This window comes from Mycoplasmopsis alligatoris A21JP2 (assembly GCF_000178375.1).
GTDB classification, from domain to species: Bacteria; Bacillota_I; Bacilli_A; order Mycoplasmatales; family Metamycoplasmataceae; genus Mycoplasmopsis; species Mycoplasmopsis alligatoris.
On record NZ_ADNC01000027.1, the window covers coordinates 1 to 19,053 of the forward strand.

The 19,053-nt window shown below is 27.0% G+C and carries 16 protein-coding genes and 1 tRNA gene; 11 read left to right on the plus strand and 6 right to left on the minus strand.

The window, feature by feature from the left end:
* The 3 genes from MALL_RS02635 to ylqF all read left to right on the plus strand — a co-directional run.
* Positions 1–608, plus strand: a 608-nt coding sequence (locus MALL_RS02635) for a TrmH family RNA methyltransferase (protein ID WP_005683903.1), incomplete at its 5' end; no start/stop codon positions are given.
* Positions 609–610: 2 nt separating this feature from the next.
* The gene (locus MALL_RS02640; RefSeq protein ID WP_005683972.1) at positions 611–877 is read left to right on the plus strand and encodes a hypothetical protein; all 267 of its coding nucleotides are present in this window, start codon (positions 611–613) and stop codon (positions 875–877) included.
* Positions 864–1,721, plus strand: coding sequence for a ribosome biogenesis GTPase YlqF (gene ylqF, locus MALL_RS02645; RefSeq protein ID WP_005683764.1), 858 nt, complete (start codon positions 864–866; stop codon positions 1,719–1,721). The genes MALL_RS02640 and ylqF overlap by 14 nt, the downstream gene beginning before the upstream one ends.
* Positions 1,722–2,324: 603 nt before the next feature.
* Here ylqF and MALL_RS02655 read toward each other — a convergent pair.
* The 4 genes from MALL_RS02655 to def are packed head-to-tail and all read right to left on the minus strand — an operon-like array spanning position 2,325 to position 6,802.
* Positions 2,325–3,245 (minus strand): ABC transporter ATP-binding protein, encoded by a 921-nt coding sequence (locus tag MALL_RS02655; protein WP_005683838.1) that lies wholly within the window; start codon positions 3,243–3,245, stop codon positions 2,325–2,327.
* Position 3,246: 1 nt separating this feature from the next.
* A complete protein-coding gene (locus tag MALL_RS02660; RefSeq protein ID WP_005683727.1) occupies positions 3,247–5,001 on the minus strand; it encodes an ABC transporter permease in 1,755 nt (584 codons plus the stop codon).
* 52 nt (positions 5,002–5,053) lie between these two features.
* Positions 5,054–6,241 carry a hypothetical protein gene (locus tag MALL_RS02665; RefSeq protein WP_005683810.1) on the minus strand — a complete coding sequence of 396 codons (1,188 nt, stop codon included), beginning with the start codon at positions 6,239–6,241 and terminating at the stop codon, positions 5,054–5,056.
* Between the two features lie 9 nt (positions 6,242–6,250).
* The gene (def, locus tag MALL_RS02670; RefSeq protein WP_005683925.1) at positions 6,251–6,802 is read right to left on the minus strand and encodes a peptide deformylase; all 552 of its coding nucleotides are present in this window, start codon (positions 6,800–6,802) and stop codon (positions 6,251–6,253) included.
* Positions 6,803–6,859: 57 nt separating this feature from the next.
* On the opposite strand from def, the gene rsmD reads away from it, so the two are divergent.
* Positions 6,860–7,408, plus strand: a complete 549-nt coding sequence (gene rsmD / locus MALL_RS02675) for a 16S rRNA (guanine(966)-N(2))-methyltransferase RsmD (RefSeq protein WP_005683959.1) — start codon at positions 6,860–6,862, stop codon at positions 7,406–7,408.
* Here rsmD and MALL_RS02680 read toward each other — a convergent pair.
* A complete protein-coding gene (locus tag MALL_RS02680; protein ID WP_235746469.1) occupies positions 7,391–8,074 on the minus strand; it encodes a recombination protein O N-terminal domain-containing protein in 684 nt (227 codons plus the stop codon). The genes rsmD and MALL_RS02680 overlap by 18 nt on opposite strands.
* 75 nt (positions 8,075–8,149) lie before the next feature.
* Between MALL_RS02680 and MALL_RS02685 the strand changes: the two genes are divergently transcribed.
* The 7 genes from MALL_RS02685 (at position 8,150) to MALL_RS02715 (ending at position 16,585) form a co-directional block, all read left to right on the plus strand.
* Positions 8,150–8,461 carry a hypothetical protein gene (locus MALL_RS02685; protein WP_005683836.1) on the plus strand — a complete coding sequence of 104 codons (312 nt, stop codon included), beginning with the start codon at positions 8,150–8,152 and terminating at the stop codon, positions 8,459–8,461.
* Complete coding sequence (locus tag MALL_RS02690; protein ID WP_005683908.1) at positions 8,454–10,091, plus strand: DAK2 domain-containing protein; 1,638 nt, start codon at positions 8,454–8,456, stop codon at positions 10,089–10,091. Before MALL_RS02685 ends, MALL_RS02690 begins: the two co-directional genes overlap by 8 nt.
* Complete coding sequence (plsX, locus tag MALL_RS02695) at positions 10,091–11,104, plus strand: phosphate acyltransferase PlsX (RefSeq protein WP_005683716.1); 1,014 nt, start codon at positions 10,091–10,093, stop codon at positions 11,102–11,104. Before MALL_RS02690 ends, plsX begins: the two co-directional genes overlap by 1 nt.
* Positions 11,097–11,777, plus strand: a complete 681-nt coding sequence (gene rnc / locus MALL_RS02700) for a ribonuclease III (protein WP_005683868.1) — start codon at positions 11,097–11,099, stop codon at positions 11,775–11,777. Before plsX ends, rnc begins: the two co-directional genes overlap by 8 nt.
* Before the next feature lie 8 nt (positions 11,778–11,785).
* Entirely contained in the window at positions 11,786–14,731 is a 2,946-nt protein-coding gene (locus tag MALL_RS02705) for an AAA family ATPase (RefSeq protein ID WP_005683913.1), read from the plus strand.
* Positions 14,732–14,875: 144 nt separating this feature from the next.
* A tRNA-Thr gene (locus MALL_RS02710) sits at positions 14,876–14,951 on the plus strand.
* Between the two features lie 32 nt (positions 14,952–14,983).
* Positions 14,984–16,585: a hypothetical protein gene (locus MALL_RS02715; RefSeq protein WP_005683757.1), complete on the plus strand. Its 1,602-nt coding sequence runs from the start codon at positions 14,984–14,986 to the stop codon at positions 16,583–16,585.
* Positions 16,586–16,603: 18 nt separating this feature from the next.
* On the opposite strand, the gene mip is transcribed toward MALL_RS02715, so the two are convergent.
* Positions 16,604–18,826, minus strand: coding sequence for an Ig-specific serine endopeptidase MIP (gene mip / locus MALL_RS02720; protein ID WP_005683722.1), 2,223 nt, complete (start codon positions 18,824–18,826; stop codon positions 16,604–16,606).
* Between the last annotated feature and the right edge of the window lie 227 nt (positions 18,827–19,053).

The following is a 19,053-nucleotide window of genomic DNA, read 5'->3' on the forward strand; positions in this document are numbered from 1 at the left end:
ATTTAAATCTTGTTGATGAAATTTTTGTAATTTCAGGTTCTTATAAAAATAGTTTTACTAATAAAAATTTAACATTAATTACATCAGAGTTAGCTAAACAAATTCTTGATGCAACAAATCCTCAAAGTGTTTTTGCTTTATGCAAAATTCCACAAAATAAATATAAAATTACCGGTAACAAAGTTGTATTTTTAGATAATTTGCAAGACCCTGGAAATGTAGGAACGATCATAAGACTATCAAAGTCTTTTGACATTGATACATTGATTGTTAAAAATTTTGATATTTACTCACCTAAATGTTTACGCTCAACACAAGGTGCAATATTTAATCAAAATATAATTTTAGTAAATAATAATGATTTACTAAAAGAGCTACAACACAGTGGTTTTGAGATAGTAACTACTGTTTTAAATCAAGAATCCATTGAACTAAACAATTTTAACTTTAACAAAAAAACTGTAGTGATTTTTGGAAATGAAGGCAGTGGAATTGAAAAAGAAATAATTAACAATTCTAATAAAAAAATATACATACCAATATCATTTGAAAGTTTAAACGTTGCTACTTGCGCAGCTATTGTTTTAAACAAATGAAGAAACGGATAAAAATGACAATAACAGAACTATTAAAAGTATTAAATGAAAAAGAATTTAAAACTAGCATTTACGGTTATGACATAGAACAAGTAAATAAATTTTTTGTAGATTTTTCTTCAAATTTATACTCACATGATATTGAATTTCAAAAAATAAGCAATGACTATGAAACACTACAAAAAAAATACATTGAATTAAAGCAAGACGCTGAAAAAATGAAATTTGATCTTAAAAAACAAAGTGACATAATTAAAGGGTTTACTAATGGAAAAAAATAAAAAAGATGAGTTTAAAAACTTAATAAATTGATTTCCTGGACACATGGCAAAAGCCATTAAGGAAATTAAAGAAATCTCAACTTTAGCCGATTTATTTATTGTAGTTCTAGATGCACGTTGCCCTATTAGTTCTTATAACGAAGACTTTGACAAAATAGCACCTACTAAACCAAGGTTGTTTATTATTACAAAATCTGATATTATGGACCAAAATAAAAAAACACTAATCACAAGTAGATTTAAAAACGAAAATCTGCTATGGTTAGACTTAAGAAAAAGTAAATCCAGAAATCTTATTTTAGCTAAAATAAATAAAATCATGGATGCTAAAATAAAACGCGACAAAGAAAAAGGAATGATTAGTAGTAAACTAAAAAGTTTTGTTGTTGGAGTCCCAAATAGTGGAAAAAGTACACTAATTAATTTAATGCAACAAAAATCTACTCTTAAAGTTGCAAATTATCCAGGTGTAACTCGCCTTAAGCAATGAGTTATAGTTGGTAATCATTACTTTTTAGACACTCCAGGTATTTTACTTCCTAAGTTTGAAAATCAAGAAATAGCAACTAAATTAGTTACAATAGGTTCTATAAAAAGCGACATATTCCCATTAGATTTTATTTCTACTCAATCATTTAAATTAATGTCTAAATATTATCCAGAAATAATTAAAAATCAATTAGGAGTCGAACCATCACAAGACGAAAAAGAAATCTTTTCTATATTTCACGATATCGCTAAAAATAAGGGATTTTATACAACAAACAATAAAGTTGATTTAGTAAAAACCAGAATATTTTTTATGAATTGAACCAAAACTATAACTGGTGTAACCTTTGATTAAAAAACATATTTGTTAAAACAAGTATGTTTTTTTATTAAATTAATAATCGCTCATAATTCTTATTATCATAGAAAAAAACGTTTGTTAAAAATGAGATCATAGTATTCAAGTTTTTTCTGTCAAACAAATAAAACTGATGTTTTATTTTATCTAAATACCTATAAATAAGGCATTTTGGTTTGAAATTTCTTCATTGAATTTGTGTAAATATTTTTCTTTAGCAAACATTATAGATAAAATAATTTTTTGTTTTTGATCTTCTGAAAAACTTAAATTGTATAAATTAGCTCTTTTTTTAAGATCTTGAATATTATCTTCTTGTGATTTGATAAGAGCACTAAATACTGAGATTAAGTTTTTAATTTCTTTAATTTGTTCACAAGTTTAATAATATTTTGACTTCTTTCTTTTGACCTCCAACAATAACACCACCAACACAAATATTTCACCATCTTTTGTCACAACCATATATTTTTTGTCAAGTATGTTTGCAACTTTATTAGTTGTTTCAACATCTTTAAGAAAAATTTGTTGCGTAAATATGCTAAGCAATCAATTTTTAAAATAAAAATCAAACAATATTGAAAATGTTTGATTTTGTCCTTACTCAGCTTTTAAAACATCAAAATATAAATCATTCAAATTTACTGATTGTTTTCCGCTGGAGTCAATTTTGATTTCTTTTTTTAGTAAATATAAAAGAAGTTTATTAAATAAGAGATCATCGCATTTTAAGTGAATAATGTTGTCTTTAATTTGATATTCAACATGATAATTTTTGTTAAAAAGTTTTAATGAATCTTCTACTATTCAAATTTCAGGAGATTTAATATAGTAGCTATATTCTTTCTCACTTGTTTTTTCTTGAATGGTTTTTGTTTCGTAAATTTTTCCTTTTTCAATTACAGTATAGCTATCTATATATTTTTCAAGTTCAGCTAAAATATGACTTGAAATAAAAATTGTTTTGCCTTTTTTGTTTAAATCTTTTAAAATTTCATAAAGTTCAATTCTTATTTTTGGATCTAAATTAGCCGCTGGTTCATCTAATATTAATATTTCTGGGTCATTCAATAGTGATTGAATTAAAAGTACTTTTTTCTTCTCTCCAGATGATAAATTTATTCCAGATTTTTTTAAAATTTCTTCTGATAAGTTATGATTTTTTGACAATTCTTGAACCTTTAGTTTTCCTTGTTCAACGCTTAAGCCACTAAGTTGAGCCATCATTTCTAAATATTCAAATACTTTTAATTTTTTTGGAAAAGTTGCTTCTTCTGGTATGTAACCAATTTTTCTTTTTGATTCTTGATCTTTAAAACTTTGACCTAATATTTCAATTTCTCCAGTAACACTTGGATAAAATCCTAAGAGTGAACGAAAACTTGTTGTTTTACCAGCACCATTAGCACCAATAAAACCGTGAAATTGACCTTCATATATTTTAAAATTGATATTATTCAAAACTGTTTTGTGTCCAAAAGATTTATTAACATTTTTAAATTCTATTGCTATTTTTTTCATATTAACGAATCTCCTTTTTCTTAGTAATGTAATATCCACCAATTATTGAAGATACTGAAATTATTGATATGATTAAAAACACTAAATAAATTGGATACGATCAAGATTCTTGTTTTGAAATAATTATTGAATTCATTTCATAAATCGAAGGATTTTCATTTACTTTGTCTAATAAACTAAATATAGTGGCAGGAACTTCTTTGTATTCATTTAAATATTTGTCTAGTACTAATGCATAAATAACAGTTTTATTTAATGTTTGAAAGTTTATAAATGGTATTTTTCTATATAAGTAGTTAGCGTAATTTTCTTTTAATTCCTTTTTAAGAAATTCACGACTTTGAACTTCATTTTCATTTGAAACTGATTCTGTTTTTTTCAGTTCAACAAATAAGTTATCAATTTGTTGGTCTCAATTTTCAAATTCAAGTATTATTGTTTTATCAAGGAATTTTTTTAAATTATTAGATATTGCAGTAAAGTAATTATCATTAAATTTTTGAATTCTTTGTGCTAAATTATTAGGATATTTCTCTGGCGATAAATCTTTATTTTTTAGTAATTCATCTATTAAAACTTTTAATTCTGATTTTTGTTTTTCATCTAATTCTACAATAGAGTTAAGATCAAAATTATTTTTTTCTTTTGAAATTTCTACTAATTCAATTCCAAATTCTATTGATTGATAATGTGATGTAGTTTCATTAGCATCCGGTAAGTAAACTTTGTATTTTCTTGTATATTGTAAAAATTCTTTAACTTTTTGCAGTGTATCAAATAAATTATTGTTTGTAGTTATAATTTTTTGATTATTGTTTAAGGATCAGTAAGTTAAAAACTCTTTGTTTATTTCATCTGCTGTTAAGGGTTTTGAGTATACAAAATTGTTGTTTTGTGGAATTGCTACACCTGGTGTACCTGAATTATTTATATTAAAAACTTTTGAATATGAACTAGTAAACATTTTTGAAACATCAAATAAATAAGAAATATTAGCTAAAATAGGCTGAGTAGGCTGGTCTTGATATAATCTTCCACCAATTGATATTTTTGGCTTACCTACAGCTAAATCGGTAAATTTTTTATTATTGTCATCCTTTAAAGATGTTGCATTGTTTTTTATTGGCTCATTAAATCCTAAGTTATTAAATATATTTGTTAATGATAAAAGTGATGTTAGAAATGTAAATATATAATATGATGAAAATATTAATCCCACTGATGCATTAGCATTTAATACTGATGAAACAAGTCCAAACAGACTTATAAAAAATAAATTAACCAGTAAACACAATAAGGAATAAGCAAGAGTAAAAAGTAAAAATAATTTTAGATCGGTTACAAATGAATCAGATTTTAAAGCTGCAAATATTAAGGCAAAAAATATAGTTAATAAATAATAAACAATATTGAAAAAGCTAGTAAAAATTGATGAATTTAAAAAATTTGAAAAGAACATTTTTTTTCTTGAAATTGGTTTAGATTGCATAACATATGTCAAGCCCTCTCTCTTAACAAAACCAAAACAAAAATTAGATACTAAAACTGAGGAAAGAACAAGTAGAGGTAAAGCTAGAGAAATTAAACTCATGAAGTAACCTTCAACTTGGTTTTTTCCAAAAACAGGAAATTTATCTCCTAAAAAATAATTTAATAAAAAAGTTAATATTGCAAAAATTGCAGTTAGACCTAATGTTAAGTATAATGTCATTGATCTTTTATAAGCTAAAAGATTTAATTTAAATAAAGTTTTCATAGATATATTTTACTATTTTTATTCAATATAAAATCAAACAAAAAAGCCGCTATTATGCAGCTTTTGAAGGGATTATTCCACCAGGAATCATTTTAGCTATATCATCTGGTAACTTTGATGGGTCAGCATTTTTTAAGTCATTTGAATTTACTTTTCCAATGTATTTATCAATAATGCTATTAATTAATTTTGTTTTTAATTTTGGATCAACATTTTTATCGGTATATTTATCTACAATGTTGGTAACTATTTTTGTTGCAGATTCCTTACCGGTTTCATTTAGTTTATCTTTTATATTTAGCGATCCTAAAATTTCATCAACAGGCTTATCATTAATTTTCAATTTACTTGTATCAGCTTTTATAACTGCTTCAATTTCTTTTTCAGTTATTTTTGCTGCTGGATTTTTCTCAATAACTTTCTTTACTTCATCATCAATTTTTTTATTAATAATATTAGCAGCTTGATCACTAAATTCAGGGTTGTTTAAAACATTAACGGTTTTATCAACTAATTCCGTTTTATCCTTGCCGCTAAGACTATTAGGATCTAAAAAGATCAATTTTAAAACATCTTTTTTTTCTAATAAATCGGTTATAGTAGTTAAATTTTTACCTAAACCAATACCATAATTTATGGTTGTTATTTTAACTAATGGATTCAAGAATTTATTTGTAAAATCATTATCTGCTCTTTTAGAAAAGTTAATAACGTTTGATATTAACACTGCTGAAGGAACAGCGGCTACAATACCTATTAATGCACCAAGTATTCTTGATAAAATTACTTTTTTTGATTTTTTAGGTTTCAATTTTCCTATTATAGAAATAATTGCCACTGCTAAACCAAAAATAAAATAAGCCAATAAAAGACAAATTGCTGCAACTAAAGGAGTTACAATCTTTATGATTAACTGCGATGCTGTTTTAAACTCAGGAGTTGTAGAAAATTCTTTTCCAACAACGTCTGCTAAAATTGTTTCAATATTCGCATTTAAAAACTTCGAAAATATTAAAGAACAAATTATAACAACAGAAGGAATAACAACTAAGGCTACTGCACTTCTTAAAATTCCTAATAAAAATCCTAGTAAAAACCCTATTAATAAAATTATTACAAATATTATTGGAACTGAAATTTCGGGTTTTAATACATCAGCTACTTTATTTAATTGAATTATTAAATCTTGTGCTGGATTATTTGGTTCTTTGTTAATAATAATATTAGAATTAGTTAACATTTTAACCTCCTATAGATAAATTGCATTTGCAACTTTTTTTCAAGGTTGTTTTTTATTGATTCTGTCAATAAATAAATTCCCTTGTAGATGATCTAGTTCGTGTTGGAAAACTATTGCTACATAGCCAAATACGTCAAAAGTAACAACCTTTTTTTGAAAGTATGAATATGCTTCAACAATAACCCTTGCATCCCTATGTACAAATCCTTCTTGACCTGGTCAATCTTCATGAACGCTTAAACATCCTTCGCCTTCAGATAAGGCAGTTTTGGTTTCACTTCTAGAAATAATTTTAGGATTAAACAATACATCTCTAAATATTTCTTTGTTATTTACTGAATCACGTACATGAACATAAAAAACGTTTTTTAATATACCATATTGAACAGCTGCAACCCCTACTCCTGGCCGAAATTTAGAATTTTCTTTTTGACTATCGTCGATATGATAAATCATCTTTTCAGCTAGATCAATATCTTCTTGAATAAGTGGAATTGATACATTTACAGATTTCTGCCTTAAAACTTTTTTTGGCAATTTAACTAACTTTACATCAAACATAGTTTTATTATAAACTATTACAATCTTATTTTTCTTATTTTAAAATATAATTTAAACATGTTAAGAATAATTTCAGGAAAATACGGAAAACGTTTAATTGAGCAACCAGATTATGATATTACAAGAGCTACAAGCGATAAAATTAGAGAATCTATTTTTTCCGCATTGCACTTTGAAATAGAGGGAAAAATTATTTTAGACTTGTTTTCTGGTAGTGGTTCATGATCAATTGAAGCTTTATCACGAGGTGCACTAAAAGCTATTAGTATAGAAAAAAATAAGGCTGCTTTTGCAGTTATTCAAAAAAACGTTTCTAATCTAAAAATTACAAATGTTGAATTACACAATTATGATGCTTTAAGATATTTACAAGGTGCAAAAGGTAAAAAATTTGACTTTATTTTTATGGATCCGCCTTTCAAGGAAATTAATTTATTAAATGATAGTTTAAAATTTATTATTGAAAATAAAAACCTTGCTACTTATGGAACAATTATTGTTGAAACCGATCAACCAGAAAAAATACTTATACCCAAGGGTTTACAGGTAAAAAAGGAAAAAAAATATGGAAAAATAACAATACTTTTTTTAAATGAATTTTTCTAAATTTTCTCAATAAATAATTAAACCCAAATCTTTTAAATGAAAAATTAATTTTAAATATATTTCTTTGTTAATTTCTAATGAAACGTTGCTTAAATATTTTTTGTGATCATTTCTTAATAAATAATAAGCTTCCAAAGTTTCGTTATTTAAAGACTTATCAGAATGTAAATTACATAAAAAACCACCTAAAAAAAATTCAAAATCTACTATTTTTTTAGTTGACAAACACACACAACATTTATAAAAGTTAGGTTCTGATCCGTGAAGTTTTAACAAATATGAACAAATAATAGTTAAAATATAAGAATTTTTTCCAAAACCAACAAAATCAATTAATTTTTCATAAATATCTAAAATGTTATTTTTGCCTGTAAATAAGGATAATATGTAAACTAGTTTTTGCGCAAACATAGAATTAAACAAAATAGTACTATCAAAACTTTTTAAAGTATTTGATTTTTTTAATTTACTCATTTTATTATTTAAACGTGCCTGAAAATATTCAATTTCAACAATTGAAGCAGGTATTAAATTGCTACGATTTTTGCTTAATGGTGAATTTAAACCAAAAGCATATAGTTTTAAAATTCCTTGGTTGGTCAAAACACTTAAAATACTTGTTTTTTCATCTATTGCTTCAATTTTCAAAGGAATACATTTTTTCATTGATTCGGACATTATTTTAAATTATATTATTTTTAATTTTATAAAATATAATAATAAGTAAATTTAGGAGATGATGTGGATTTATTAGATGTTAAAAACGCTTTAGTCGAAGTTATTAAAGTTACACCTGGTGTCAAAGGTCTAAATGTTTATGATTTAGTTAATACAACAGTTGTTGATTTAAACGAGGAAGAATGAGCTGAAAATATTTTTGTTGAAGAAACAAGTAAAGGCTGAGCAATAAGATGTGCAATTACTATTTTAAGAGGAATTTCTGCTAAAAACATAGTTAATGAAATTCACCAACAACTTAATTTTAAATTCAAGAAAAAAAATAAAGTTCTCTACAAGTTAAACATAATGATTAAAGGAGTTTCAGATGAATAAAAATTTAGACGGTCAAATGTTTTTAAACGCAATGATTTCAGCAAGTAATGCGCTGAATAATTCAAAAAACAAAATTGACGCACTTAATGTTTTCCCAGTGCCAGATGGTGACACCGGAACAAATATGGCTTCAACAATTACAACTGCAGTTAAAAATTGTGAAAATGTAACCGATGAAAGTATTGGTGTAGTTTCTGCTGCAATTGCAAAAGGAATGCTTTTGGGCGCTAGAGGAAATTCAGGAGTTATACTTAGCCAAATTTTTAAAGGTTTTTCACTTTCTTTAGCCGATAAAAACTCAGCGACAATTAAAGATTTGATTAACGCTTTAAAAGGAGCAAGTAAAAAAGCTTATGGAGCTGTTTTAAAACCTGTTGAGGGAACTATACTGACAGTTATTAGAGAAACTAGTGAAGCTATTGAAAAAGATTTGAAAAAAACTCATTCAAGCTTAACATTAGTTGAATTTTTTACAGTTGTTTTAGAACAAATGCGTAAGGCTTGTGATAATACACCTAACAAATTAAAAATTCTAAGAGAAGTTGGAGTTACTGATAGTGGAGGTGAAGGTTTATACTTAATTTTTAGTGGACTGCTTTCATATTTTGAAGGTAATCCAGTTCAAATTTCAAAAAATACTGATGACATTACAAAATTTATAAACGATACTGAAGTTTATGATGGAGAATTTGGTTATTGTACCGAATTTATTGTTGATTTAGTTGAACCCGAATCGTTTAATAAAGAAGAATTTACAAAAGAAATAGAACAACTTGCTTCTTCGTTGGTTGTTGTAAATGATGAAAATATTTTAAAAGTTCATGGTCACACAATCAAACCTGGAGACATGCTTAATATGTCACAAAGATATGGTGAGTTTTTAAAAATAAAATCAGAAAACATGACTATTCAAGCTAATAATTCTAAATCAATAGCAGAATCTAAAAAACCTTTAGAACAGTTAGAAAATGCAATTTGTGGAATAATTTCATGTAACTTAGGATCAGGAATTATTTCAAAAATGCATGAATATGGTTGTGACTATATTGTTGAAAGTGGACAAACACAAAACCCTAGTGCACAAGACTTAATAGATGCAATAAACGCAGTAAAAGCTGAAACAGTTTTTATACTTCCAAATAACTCAAACATTATTTTAGTTTCTCAACAAGCAGCACAAGTTGTTACTGATAAGACTGTTGTTGTTATTCCTACAAAAACACAAATTCAAGGTCTTAGCGCTATACTAAATTTCAATAAAGAAAATAGTGCAAAAGACAATTTAGAGTTCATGAGTGAAGCTATTGAAGAAGTTGTAAGTGCTGAAGTTACCAAAGCAGTAAGAACTACAAAAATTAATGGTGTAGACATTAAAGAAGGCGAATACATTTCGATTTTAAAAGGTCAAATTATTGCATCAAGCAAAACATATATTGAAGCAGCTAAGGAAGTTATTTTTGAAATTCTTGACGAAGATGATAAAGAAATAATAACTATTTATTATGGTGACAAAGTTAGTCAAAGAGAGGCTGAGGAATTAGCAAACATTGTGCAAGGAAATTACGATGTTGAAATCGAAATTTACCAAGGTGGACAACCTAATTACCACTTTATAATTGGAGCTGAATAATGAATCAATACAAAATAGCTTTTGACTTTAGCGGTAGTGATCACGGAGTAGTTCCTGTTGTAGAAGCTGCTAATGAATTTTTAGAAAAAAATCCAAATTTTAAACTTATTTTAGTTGGTAAGAAAGCCGATTTAGACTCATCATATAATGGTGCTATTCATAAAAATATTGAAATAGTTGATAAGCCAATTTACCCAAGTAATATTAAAAATATAAAACAATCTCTAAGTGAAGACACTGCCATGAATCATGCTTTTAATTTGGTAAAAACTAATCAAGCAAATGCAATTATGTCAGCTGGTGATAGTGGGTTATACTTAGGATCAGCAACACTTATTTTAAAAAGATTGCAAGGAATTTCAAGACCTGCTTTTATGCCACTTATGCCTACAACAAAGGGGAAAAAATTCTTACTTCTTGATGTTGGTGCTAATATAACTACTAAAGCAAACTATCTAGTTGAATGATCAATTATTGCAAATGAATATGCAAAAGTTTTACTAGATTTAACAAACCCTAGAATTTCACTATTAAACATAGGAACAGAAGATTACAAAGGTACTGAAGAAGTAAAAGAAGCTCATCAATTACTTAAAAATGAAAAAATAAATTACATTGGTTTTCAAGAACCTCGAAACATTTTAAACTGAACAACCGATGTTGCAGTTATCGATGGATATGGTGGTAATTTAGTTCTAAAATCTCTAGAAGGTGCAATACTAAGTTTTAAAGACTTAATTAAAGGTAAAATAATGTTAAAAACTATAAGAAAAATAGGTTATTTATTTTTAAAAGGTGCATTCAAAGATGTTGCTGAAACTTTAGATTATCGAAATGTTGGTGCAGCATGAGTAATAGGTGTTGATGGTGTTGTTATAAAATGTCATGGTAGTTCTGATAAAAAATCATATATAGGTGCTTTTAATCAAGTTAAACTAGCTCTTGAAAAAAACGTATTATCCTATGTTAAAGAGAGTTTAGACCAAAAAAATAAAGCGGTAATTAATGATTAAGTGCACAAATTTTGATGAATTTTTTAAATATCATGAAATTGAACCTAAAAACAAGTTAATTTACTTTCAAGCCTTAAAACATGGCTCATTCGTAAAAAAACAATCAAAATTAGAAAGTTATGAGCGCCTTGAATTTTTAGGTGATTCTGTTCTTCAACTTTTTGTTAGTTCATACATTTATACTAAATTTCCTAACATGGAACAAGGTAAAATGACTGAATTAAGAGCAAAAGTAGTAAACGCTAATTCACTTTCACAAGTATCTAATAAAATAGGATTAATTAATCTATTAAAAACAGGCGGTGGACAAACCGCCGTAAGTGTTAAGTCATCAACAAAAGTACAATCCGATATTTTTGAATCAATTATTGGTGCAATATTTGTAGATTTAGGATTAAATCATGCTTATAAATTCATAAGGCTACATTTATCATCAACAATAGATAACTTATTCAAACATGAAAACAAAGATCCAAAAACACGTTTACAAGAATATTTTCAAAACATTAGCCGAGAAAATATAAAATATATAGTAGATCAACTTCCTAACAAATCATTTAGTGCTAAAGCTACTCATGACAAAATAGTTTATGGTATAGGTAAGGGATCTTCAAAAAAAGAATCAGAAATAAACGCAGCTCTAGAAGCGTTAAAAAAATTAAATATAGGTTAAGGTAAAATATGAAATTAATAAAAATTGAAGCTCATGGATTTAAATCTTTTGCTGACCCAGTTACACTTCATTTTGATGGAGGAGTAACAGGAATTGTTGGTCCAAACGGTTCTGGCAAAAGTAATATAAATGATGCTATTAAATGAGTTTTAGGAGAGCAAAGTTCTAAAGAATTGCGTGGAGATAATATGGCTGATGTTATCTTTGCAGGTTCTAAAACAACAAAATCACTAGATAGAGCTGAAGTTACTTTAACTTTTGATAATCGTGAAGGATCTTCTTCACATCCTAGTGAAATTATTACAATCTCACGCGTTCTTGAAAGAGGAAAAGGTGCAAACCAATACTACATAAATGGAGAATTATGTAGACATAAAGACATAAAAGCTATTGCTATGGAAACTGGTATAGGTAAATCATCTCTTGCTATTATTTCACAAGGAACTGTTGCAGATATAGCAGAATCAACTGATGAGCAAAGAAGAGGAATTTTTGAAGAAGCAGCTGGTGTTTCAAAATATAAATTTAGAAAACTAGACGCTACAAGAAAATTAGAAAAAACTACTGAATCATTAGAAAAAGTAGATGTATTAGTTGCAGAACTTGAAAAACAATTAGTTCCATTAAGAAAACAAGCTGATAAAGCTAAGGAATATCTTAAAAAAACTGAGCAACTTAAAGACATTGAAATCGCCGTATTGGCGCATGATATAGAACTTTATGAAGGTCAATATAGACAATTAACACGTGAATTAGAAGGTGTTGAAGAAACTAAAAATGACTATACTGAAAAAATTGAAAAAGTTGAATCAAAACTTAACAAAAGTATTTTACAAAGAGATGGACTTCAAAAAGAAATTTCTGCCTTAATGGGTAAATCAAAAGGTATTAATGAAAGACTAAAAGACCTAGAAATTCTTGCTAATAAAGAAAATCAAAGACAAGAATTAATTGCTCGTGGAGAAATAAAAGTAAGTAGTGCTGAACAAATTCAAAGTCTTAAAAAGATTCTTGAAGAACTTGGGCATAAAATAAATTATTTTATTGAAGAAGAAAAAAACACAAAACAAAAATCTACAGACTTTAATAACCAAATAAATGAACTAAACAATAAAGTAAACGAGTTAACAATACAAATTAACGATAAAAAACACAAAAAAATTAAACTTGAAACCAAACTACAAATAATGGTTGATCAAAAAGAAAGTAAAAGTAACTTATTTAAAGGAACAAAAACTATTCTTGAAAACAAAAGTTTATTTAAAGGATTGCATGGAATTGTAGGAGACTTAATAAAAGTTAATCCTGAATATGTTGCAGCAATTGAAACTGTTTTAGCAAATGCAACACAACACATTGTTGTTGAAAACCCTGAAGTAGCCGTTAAAGCTGTTAACTTTTTAAAATCAAATAATTCAGGTCGTGCTACATTTATACCTCTAAAATCTATTCAACCTAAAAGCGTTAGAGATGACCATATGCTGGTTATTCAAAGTCATCCTGGTTATGTAGGAATTGCAAGCGAATTAATCGATGTAGAACCTAAATATGAAGTTTTAAATAAATTCTTATTAGGAAACATAATTGTTGTTGAAGATATTGAAACGGCTAATAAAGTTGCAAACATACTTGACAAAAAATATATGGTTGTGACAAAAGATGGTGACATTATTCGTGTTGGTGGTGTTATTGTTGGAGGATCAAAAGAAAGAAGTCAAAATATTATTGGACTTGATGAACAAATTAAAGAAATTAAAAACTTAATTCCAGGATTTAATGCTCTTATCAAATCACAAGAAGATAATATTCAAGATCTTAAAACAAAAAGAGCTAATTTATATCAATATAATGCTGAAATTCAAAAAGATATTTCAATCATTATTGAAAAAAGAGTTAACGCTCAAAATCAATTTACTGAATACAAAAATCAATTAAGTTCGTTATCAACTGAAAAATTTGAGCTAGATAGTTCAATTTCAAGAAATGTAGAAAACATTGAAATTTTAGAATCTCAATTCCGTTCAATTTCAGCTGATTTAAGAGCAAAAAATGAAATTTTTGACTCATTAAACATTGAAATTAATGGATTAAACATTTCTAAAAATGATTTAGAAAAAAATTTAAGAGATCTTAACTCATCTTTTGCTAAAAAAATAGCTAGTCAAGAAAGAGCGAAAATCTACTTTGAACAAAACAAAGAAAGATTAATTACTCACTATAAAATGACTGTAGAAAACGCCAAAAATGACTATAGACTAAGCATTTCCATAGAAGAAGCTAGAGAATTTGTTGAAACAACTAGGGAAGAAATTTCTTCATTAGGAACAGTTAATATTGAAAGTATTGAACAACTTTTAGAAGTTGAAGAAAGATACAACAATTTTGTAACAAATCGTGAAGAACTTTATCAAGCTAAAGAAACAATTTTAAATGCAATAGCAGAAATGGACAAAATCATCATTACTCGTTTAACAACTATTGTTAACGATGTAAACACTGAATTTGATAACGTCTTTAGAGCTATGTTTGGTGGAGGAAGCGCAAGAATTGACTTTGTTGATCCTAAAAACATTTTAGAAAGTGGAATTTCAATTGAAGCTCAACCTCCTGGAAAAAGCATTAAAAACTTAAAACTATTTTCTGGTGGAGAAAAATCACTTATTGCTATTTCTTTACTTTTTGGTATTCTTAAGGCTAGACCTTTACCATTATGTATCCTTGATGAAGTAGAAGCTGCGCTTGATGAAGCAAACGTTGTTCGTTTTGCTGAATACTTACAAGCACTTAAAGAAAAAACACAATTTGTTGTTATTACACACCGTCACGGAACAATGTCAAGAATGGACAATTTATTTGGTGCTACAATGCAAAAACGTGGAGTAACAAGTTTCTTTAGTTTACAATTATCAGAAGCTAAAAAAATGGTTGATGAATTCAACGAAATTAATGATTAAAAACGCAAATTACTGCGTTTTTTATTTAACTATTTATACGTGACAAACAAAGTAAAAATACAAAAGTTTTTGCTAAATAAAATAGATTAAAAAATGTAATTTTAAAAACCTTTATTAATGTCTCTTATAGTATAATAAAAGAACGCCATCATAGCTCAGTCGGTAGAGCACATCCATGGTAAGGATGGGGTCGCAGGTTCGATTCCTGTTGTTGGCACCATATCTTTTTAAAGACCAAACTAAGGAAAAATTATGAAAAAAAATATTTTATTAACTAGCATTATTGGTGCAACCATTGTGCCAGTTTCTTTTGCACTTATTTCTTGTAATGTAAATTTAGATAACAAAGATAATTCTAAAGTAGAAAATAACAATAATTCTTCTACCAACAATGATCCTAAAAACCCTGTGGATAACGGAAATACGAATAACAAACCCACCGATAATAAAGATAAAAATCCAGGATCTTCTACCGGTTCAGATGTTAATAAAGAAACCGATAAAAAAATAAGTATTCCTGCCACAAAATTAAAACCAGGAATTACTAAACCAAGAGTTGTTGAAGAATTTAAACTTGATAAAGTAGAAGTCGTTTCTAACTTTCCTGCTTGAATACCAAGCGAACATTTAAATGAAGCTAAAACAGAAATATTGAAGGATAAATTTATAGTAAATAATTTGGCAAGTGGAGTAGTTTTTACAAATAAATTACTTGATTTTAATGACAAGAGCGGCGAAATAATAATTGATTATTTATTTAAAAGAGAAAATGCTAATTTAGGGAAAAAAACATTTACTATAAAAGTTAATAAAATGCCTCTTCCAAATGATCTGTCATTATTCGTTGAAGGAACTAGTAAAAAAATACCAGAAAACTATAAATTAAATAGCGATTCAAAATTAGATGATTTAAAAAAATACGTTAACATTTCTTTACGATCGATTGATGGAGTAAGTGAGGCTGTTCTAAAAAGATACCAAATTGAATTTATAGATACAAAAGTTTTACAAAATAATTTGTTACAACTAAATTACAAAATAAAAGCCCCTAGTTTTTACACCTTTTCAAAAAAAGATGGAGAGGAATATGGACAAAAAAGCAATATTAAAAGTTTAACACTTGAAATAGAGAATGAAATTAATGCAATATTAAGTAAAATAACAATAAACAACAACAATCAAAGAAATAATGTTACTGCATCTTATTTGTTGGAAACTTATAAAAATGATACAGGAAATAATACTCTTAGATCTAGATTTGTAAACGGCGGGTTAATAATAATTCCAGAAATACCATCAAAAAAGGTTTATTCACCAGAAATAGTAGCGGTTGAAGCGGATGATTTGAATGGAAAATTAACTATACAATTTCATTTAAAAGATTCTAGCACTGAATACAGTAATGTTGAGAATTCATCAGTTCGCATTTTAGAAATAACTGGATTTAAAAAAGTTAAGCCTGAATTTTCTAACACTCATGATGACATTCAAAATAAATTTTATATTGATTATGGAACTCAAGCTAAGTTGAAAGACAAACTTAAAACAATTCCAGGTTTTACAAACTGATATGAAAACGACAATAAAATTGAAAAATTATCGCCATATAATGGTGGATATAAACCAAACAATCTTTTCAATTTATGGTTTAATAAAATTAACGCAGATGTTTTAACAGAAAAAAGAGAGTTGTCTTTACAGGATGAATCAAGACCAATATATGAAATTATTGAAGTTAACAAAGAAAAAATTAATAATAAAATAAAAATTTCTTTAAAAGTAAAGGTGTATATGCATATATACGGGTACACAGAAACAGAATTTATAACAACTATTTCATTTTTCAAAAATTAAAAAAGCGTTTCCGCTTTTTTATTTTTTGAATTTAAATTCTTCAGGAATTTTATTTAAACCTTCACTAAAAAGTTTTGTTTTCATATTAGGATATAATTTTTTTAATTCTTCTCTATATGAAGACTTTTGGTTCTTTCCTCCTCCATATATTAAATCGTATTCTTCTAAATTATATTTACCGTATAATCCTTTGTAATCGAATCCTTCGCTTCTAAACGCTGCAGAATATCCAGTTCCAGCATTTGCGTTTGAATAGTAATAAACAGAGAGTAATTCATTTTTATCCGTTCTCACACTACTTCCACTTGACCCTCCAAATGGCGCATAAAATCTTGGCATATAATTTAGTCCATAAGAAAAGTATTGCTTTCCATCTTTTCCTTTATATAAACTTCCATCATCATTTAAAGGATGTGTAATAAAGACGTCTGCTAAACCTGGTTTATCACCAAAATTTCTATAACCTATTTGATATGATAAGTAGTTCCCTCTACTAATTTTATCTAATAATTCTGGAGCTAATTCAGGACCTGTTTCAGTTTTTACTAATTTACCATATCAACCACTATCTCCATTAACTCATAATGATCTAGATTCTTTTCTAGCTGCAATTTCGGCAGCATCTTGATATTCATTTAAGAAATAGTCAGCATCACTTCTTGGATAACCAACAATATAAAGACTATCTTTATCATTACCTATTTTTCCAGAAAGAGGAAAATCAATAGGTTCATATTTTTTAAGATAACTTGTTGATTTAAATTTAACGTGTTCTGATTCTTTACCAGCGTAATTATTGGTTAAAATTTTTGCAGTTTCCTCAGCTTTTCCTTTTGCAGAATTATATTTTTCAACTGTTTTACCATCTGCAATAACACCAAAACCAGTAACTTTTGAAAAATCTATTTCTATAACAGCGAAGTCGCTCATTTCTTCAACATCTTTAAATTTTTCTCTTAATTCAGATGATAAATATTCTTTTGGTGAAGAATTTAAATAATCTTTTGCTCAAAAAACAACTTTAGCAGCAGGTTTATTTTCGTCAAAATATAATGAAAAATCTTCTAAACGCTCTTCAAATTTACTTGTTCTTATTTTATTTCTCTCTACAATTTCTTCATTAACCTTCATTAAACTCAATGTTTTAGCTTTGTCTAATCCTTCTGCAACGTGGGCATTTGTACCAAAGTAAAACTTAGTAGGTTGCTTACCATTTTCTGGTAATTCATAGTCCATTATTCAAATTGTTCCCATAGTGGATAATGATTTTCCTTTATTAATACCCTCCGTTTCTGGAACTAAATCTGAAAAACTTATACCTAATGTTTGTAAGGCAGCTTGTTTGTATTTTTCATTAGGTAACGTTCTTGCTAAACCGGTTAATTGAAAGGAGTTTCTACCAGAAGCATCAACTCATGATAATCCATATCCAGGTATACCATTAGTATTTATATTTAATCCTTCTACATTTCCATTGGCTCCATATTTAGGCACTGTAAATCCTTTAGAAAATGCATCATTATATGTATCCAAGTTTAATTCTTTAGCAATTTTGTCATATTTTGCTGCATTATCCGTACTAGCTTTTTCATCACTTCTTTTGCCTTTAATTTCTCATTGTCTATTTAGATTAGCTAAATACTTTTCACTGTCCATAACAAATCTTGTATATTGGTCAGCTTTTACATATTTAGATTTTTCAGATGATACCAATGAATCAGCTGGATCAAATGGAATTTTATTATCTGCTCCAGATCCAAATGGGCTTGTTTGAAAACCACTTAACTCAATTTTTTTCTTAATAACAATTTTGTCATTATCAATAGGACTTATTGATAAATGAACAGTTGTCTTTCCTGTTTGATTAGCCACTTTAGCGCTTTGTGGGTTAAATACGCCATCAATATTTACTTTAAATTTGTCTTTTAGTGGACCATCAATATTTAATTTAATATCGCTTGTTAATTGAATATCACCAGCAAATAATCCTTTTCATCTGTCTTCAGGTAAATCTTTAATAGATGCAACCGTAATGTTTAAATTATTATTAATTGTTTTTTCCAACTCTTCAGGAGTTGAAATTTTTGAAACATCAAGATTTGCCGCTTCATCTTTTGATAAGGCTTTACCTTCATCCCCTGTTGTTTTATTATCGTTTGTTGAATTACAACTTGCTATTATAGCAACAGGTGCAATTGCCAATGAAAACGAAAATAAGTATTTTAATTTTTTGTTTTTCATAATCTCCTCCTATGAATGCCTTAATTATAAAATATTTATAAGGACATAATATTAATTTTAATTATTAGAAAAAATTATTCAATGATTCACTCATAAAATAAACTAATAAGTCTATTCCATAGGCAAATAAAAAAATTAAATTAAATAAAAAAATACATTTTTCTATTTTTATTTTTTGAAAAACAAATATTCTAAATTTAATAATTATTAAAGAATTATAAATACAA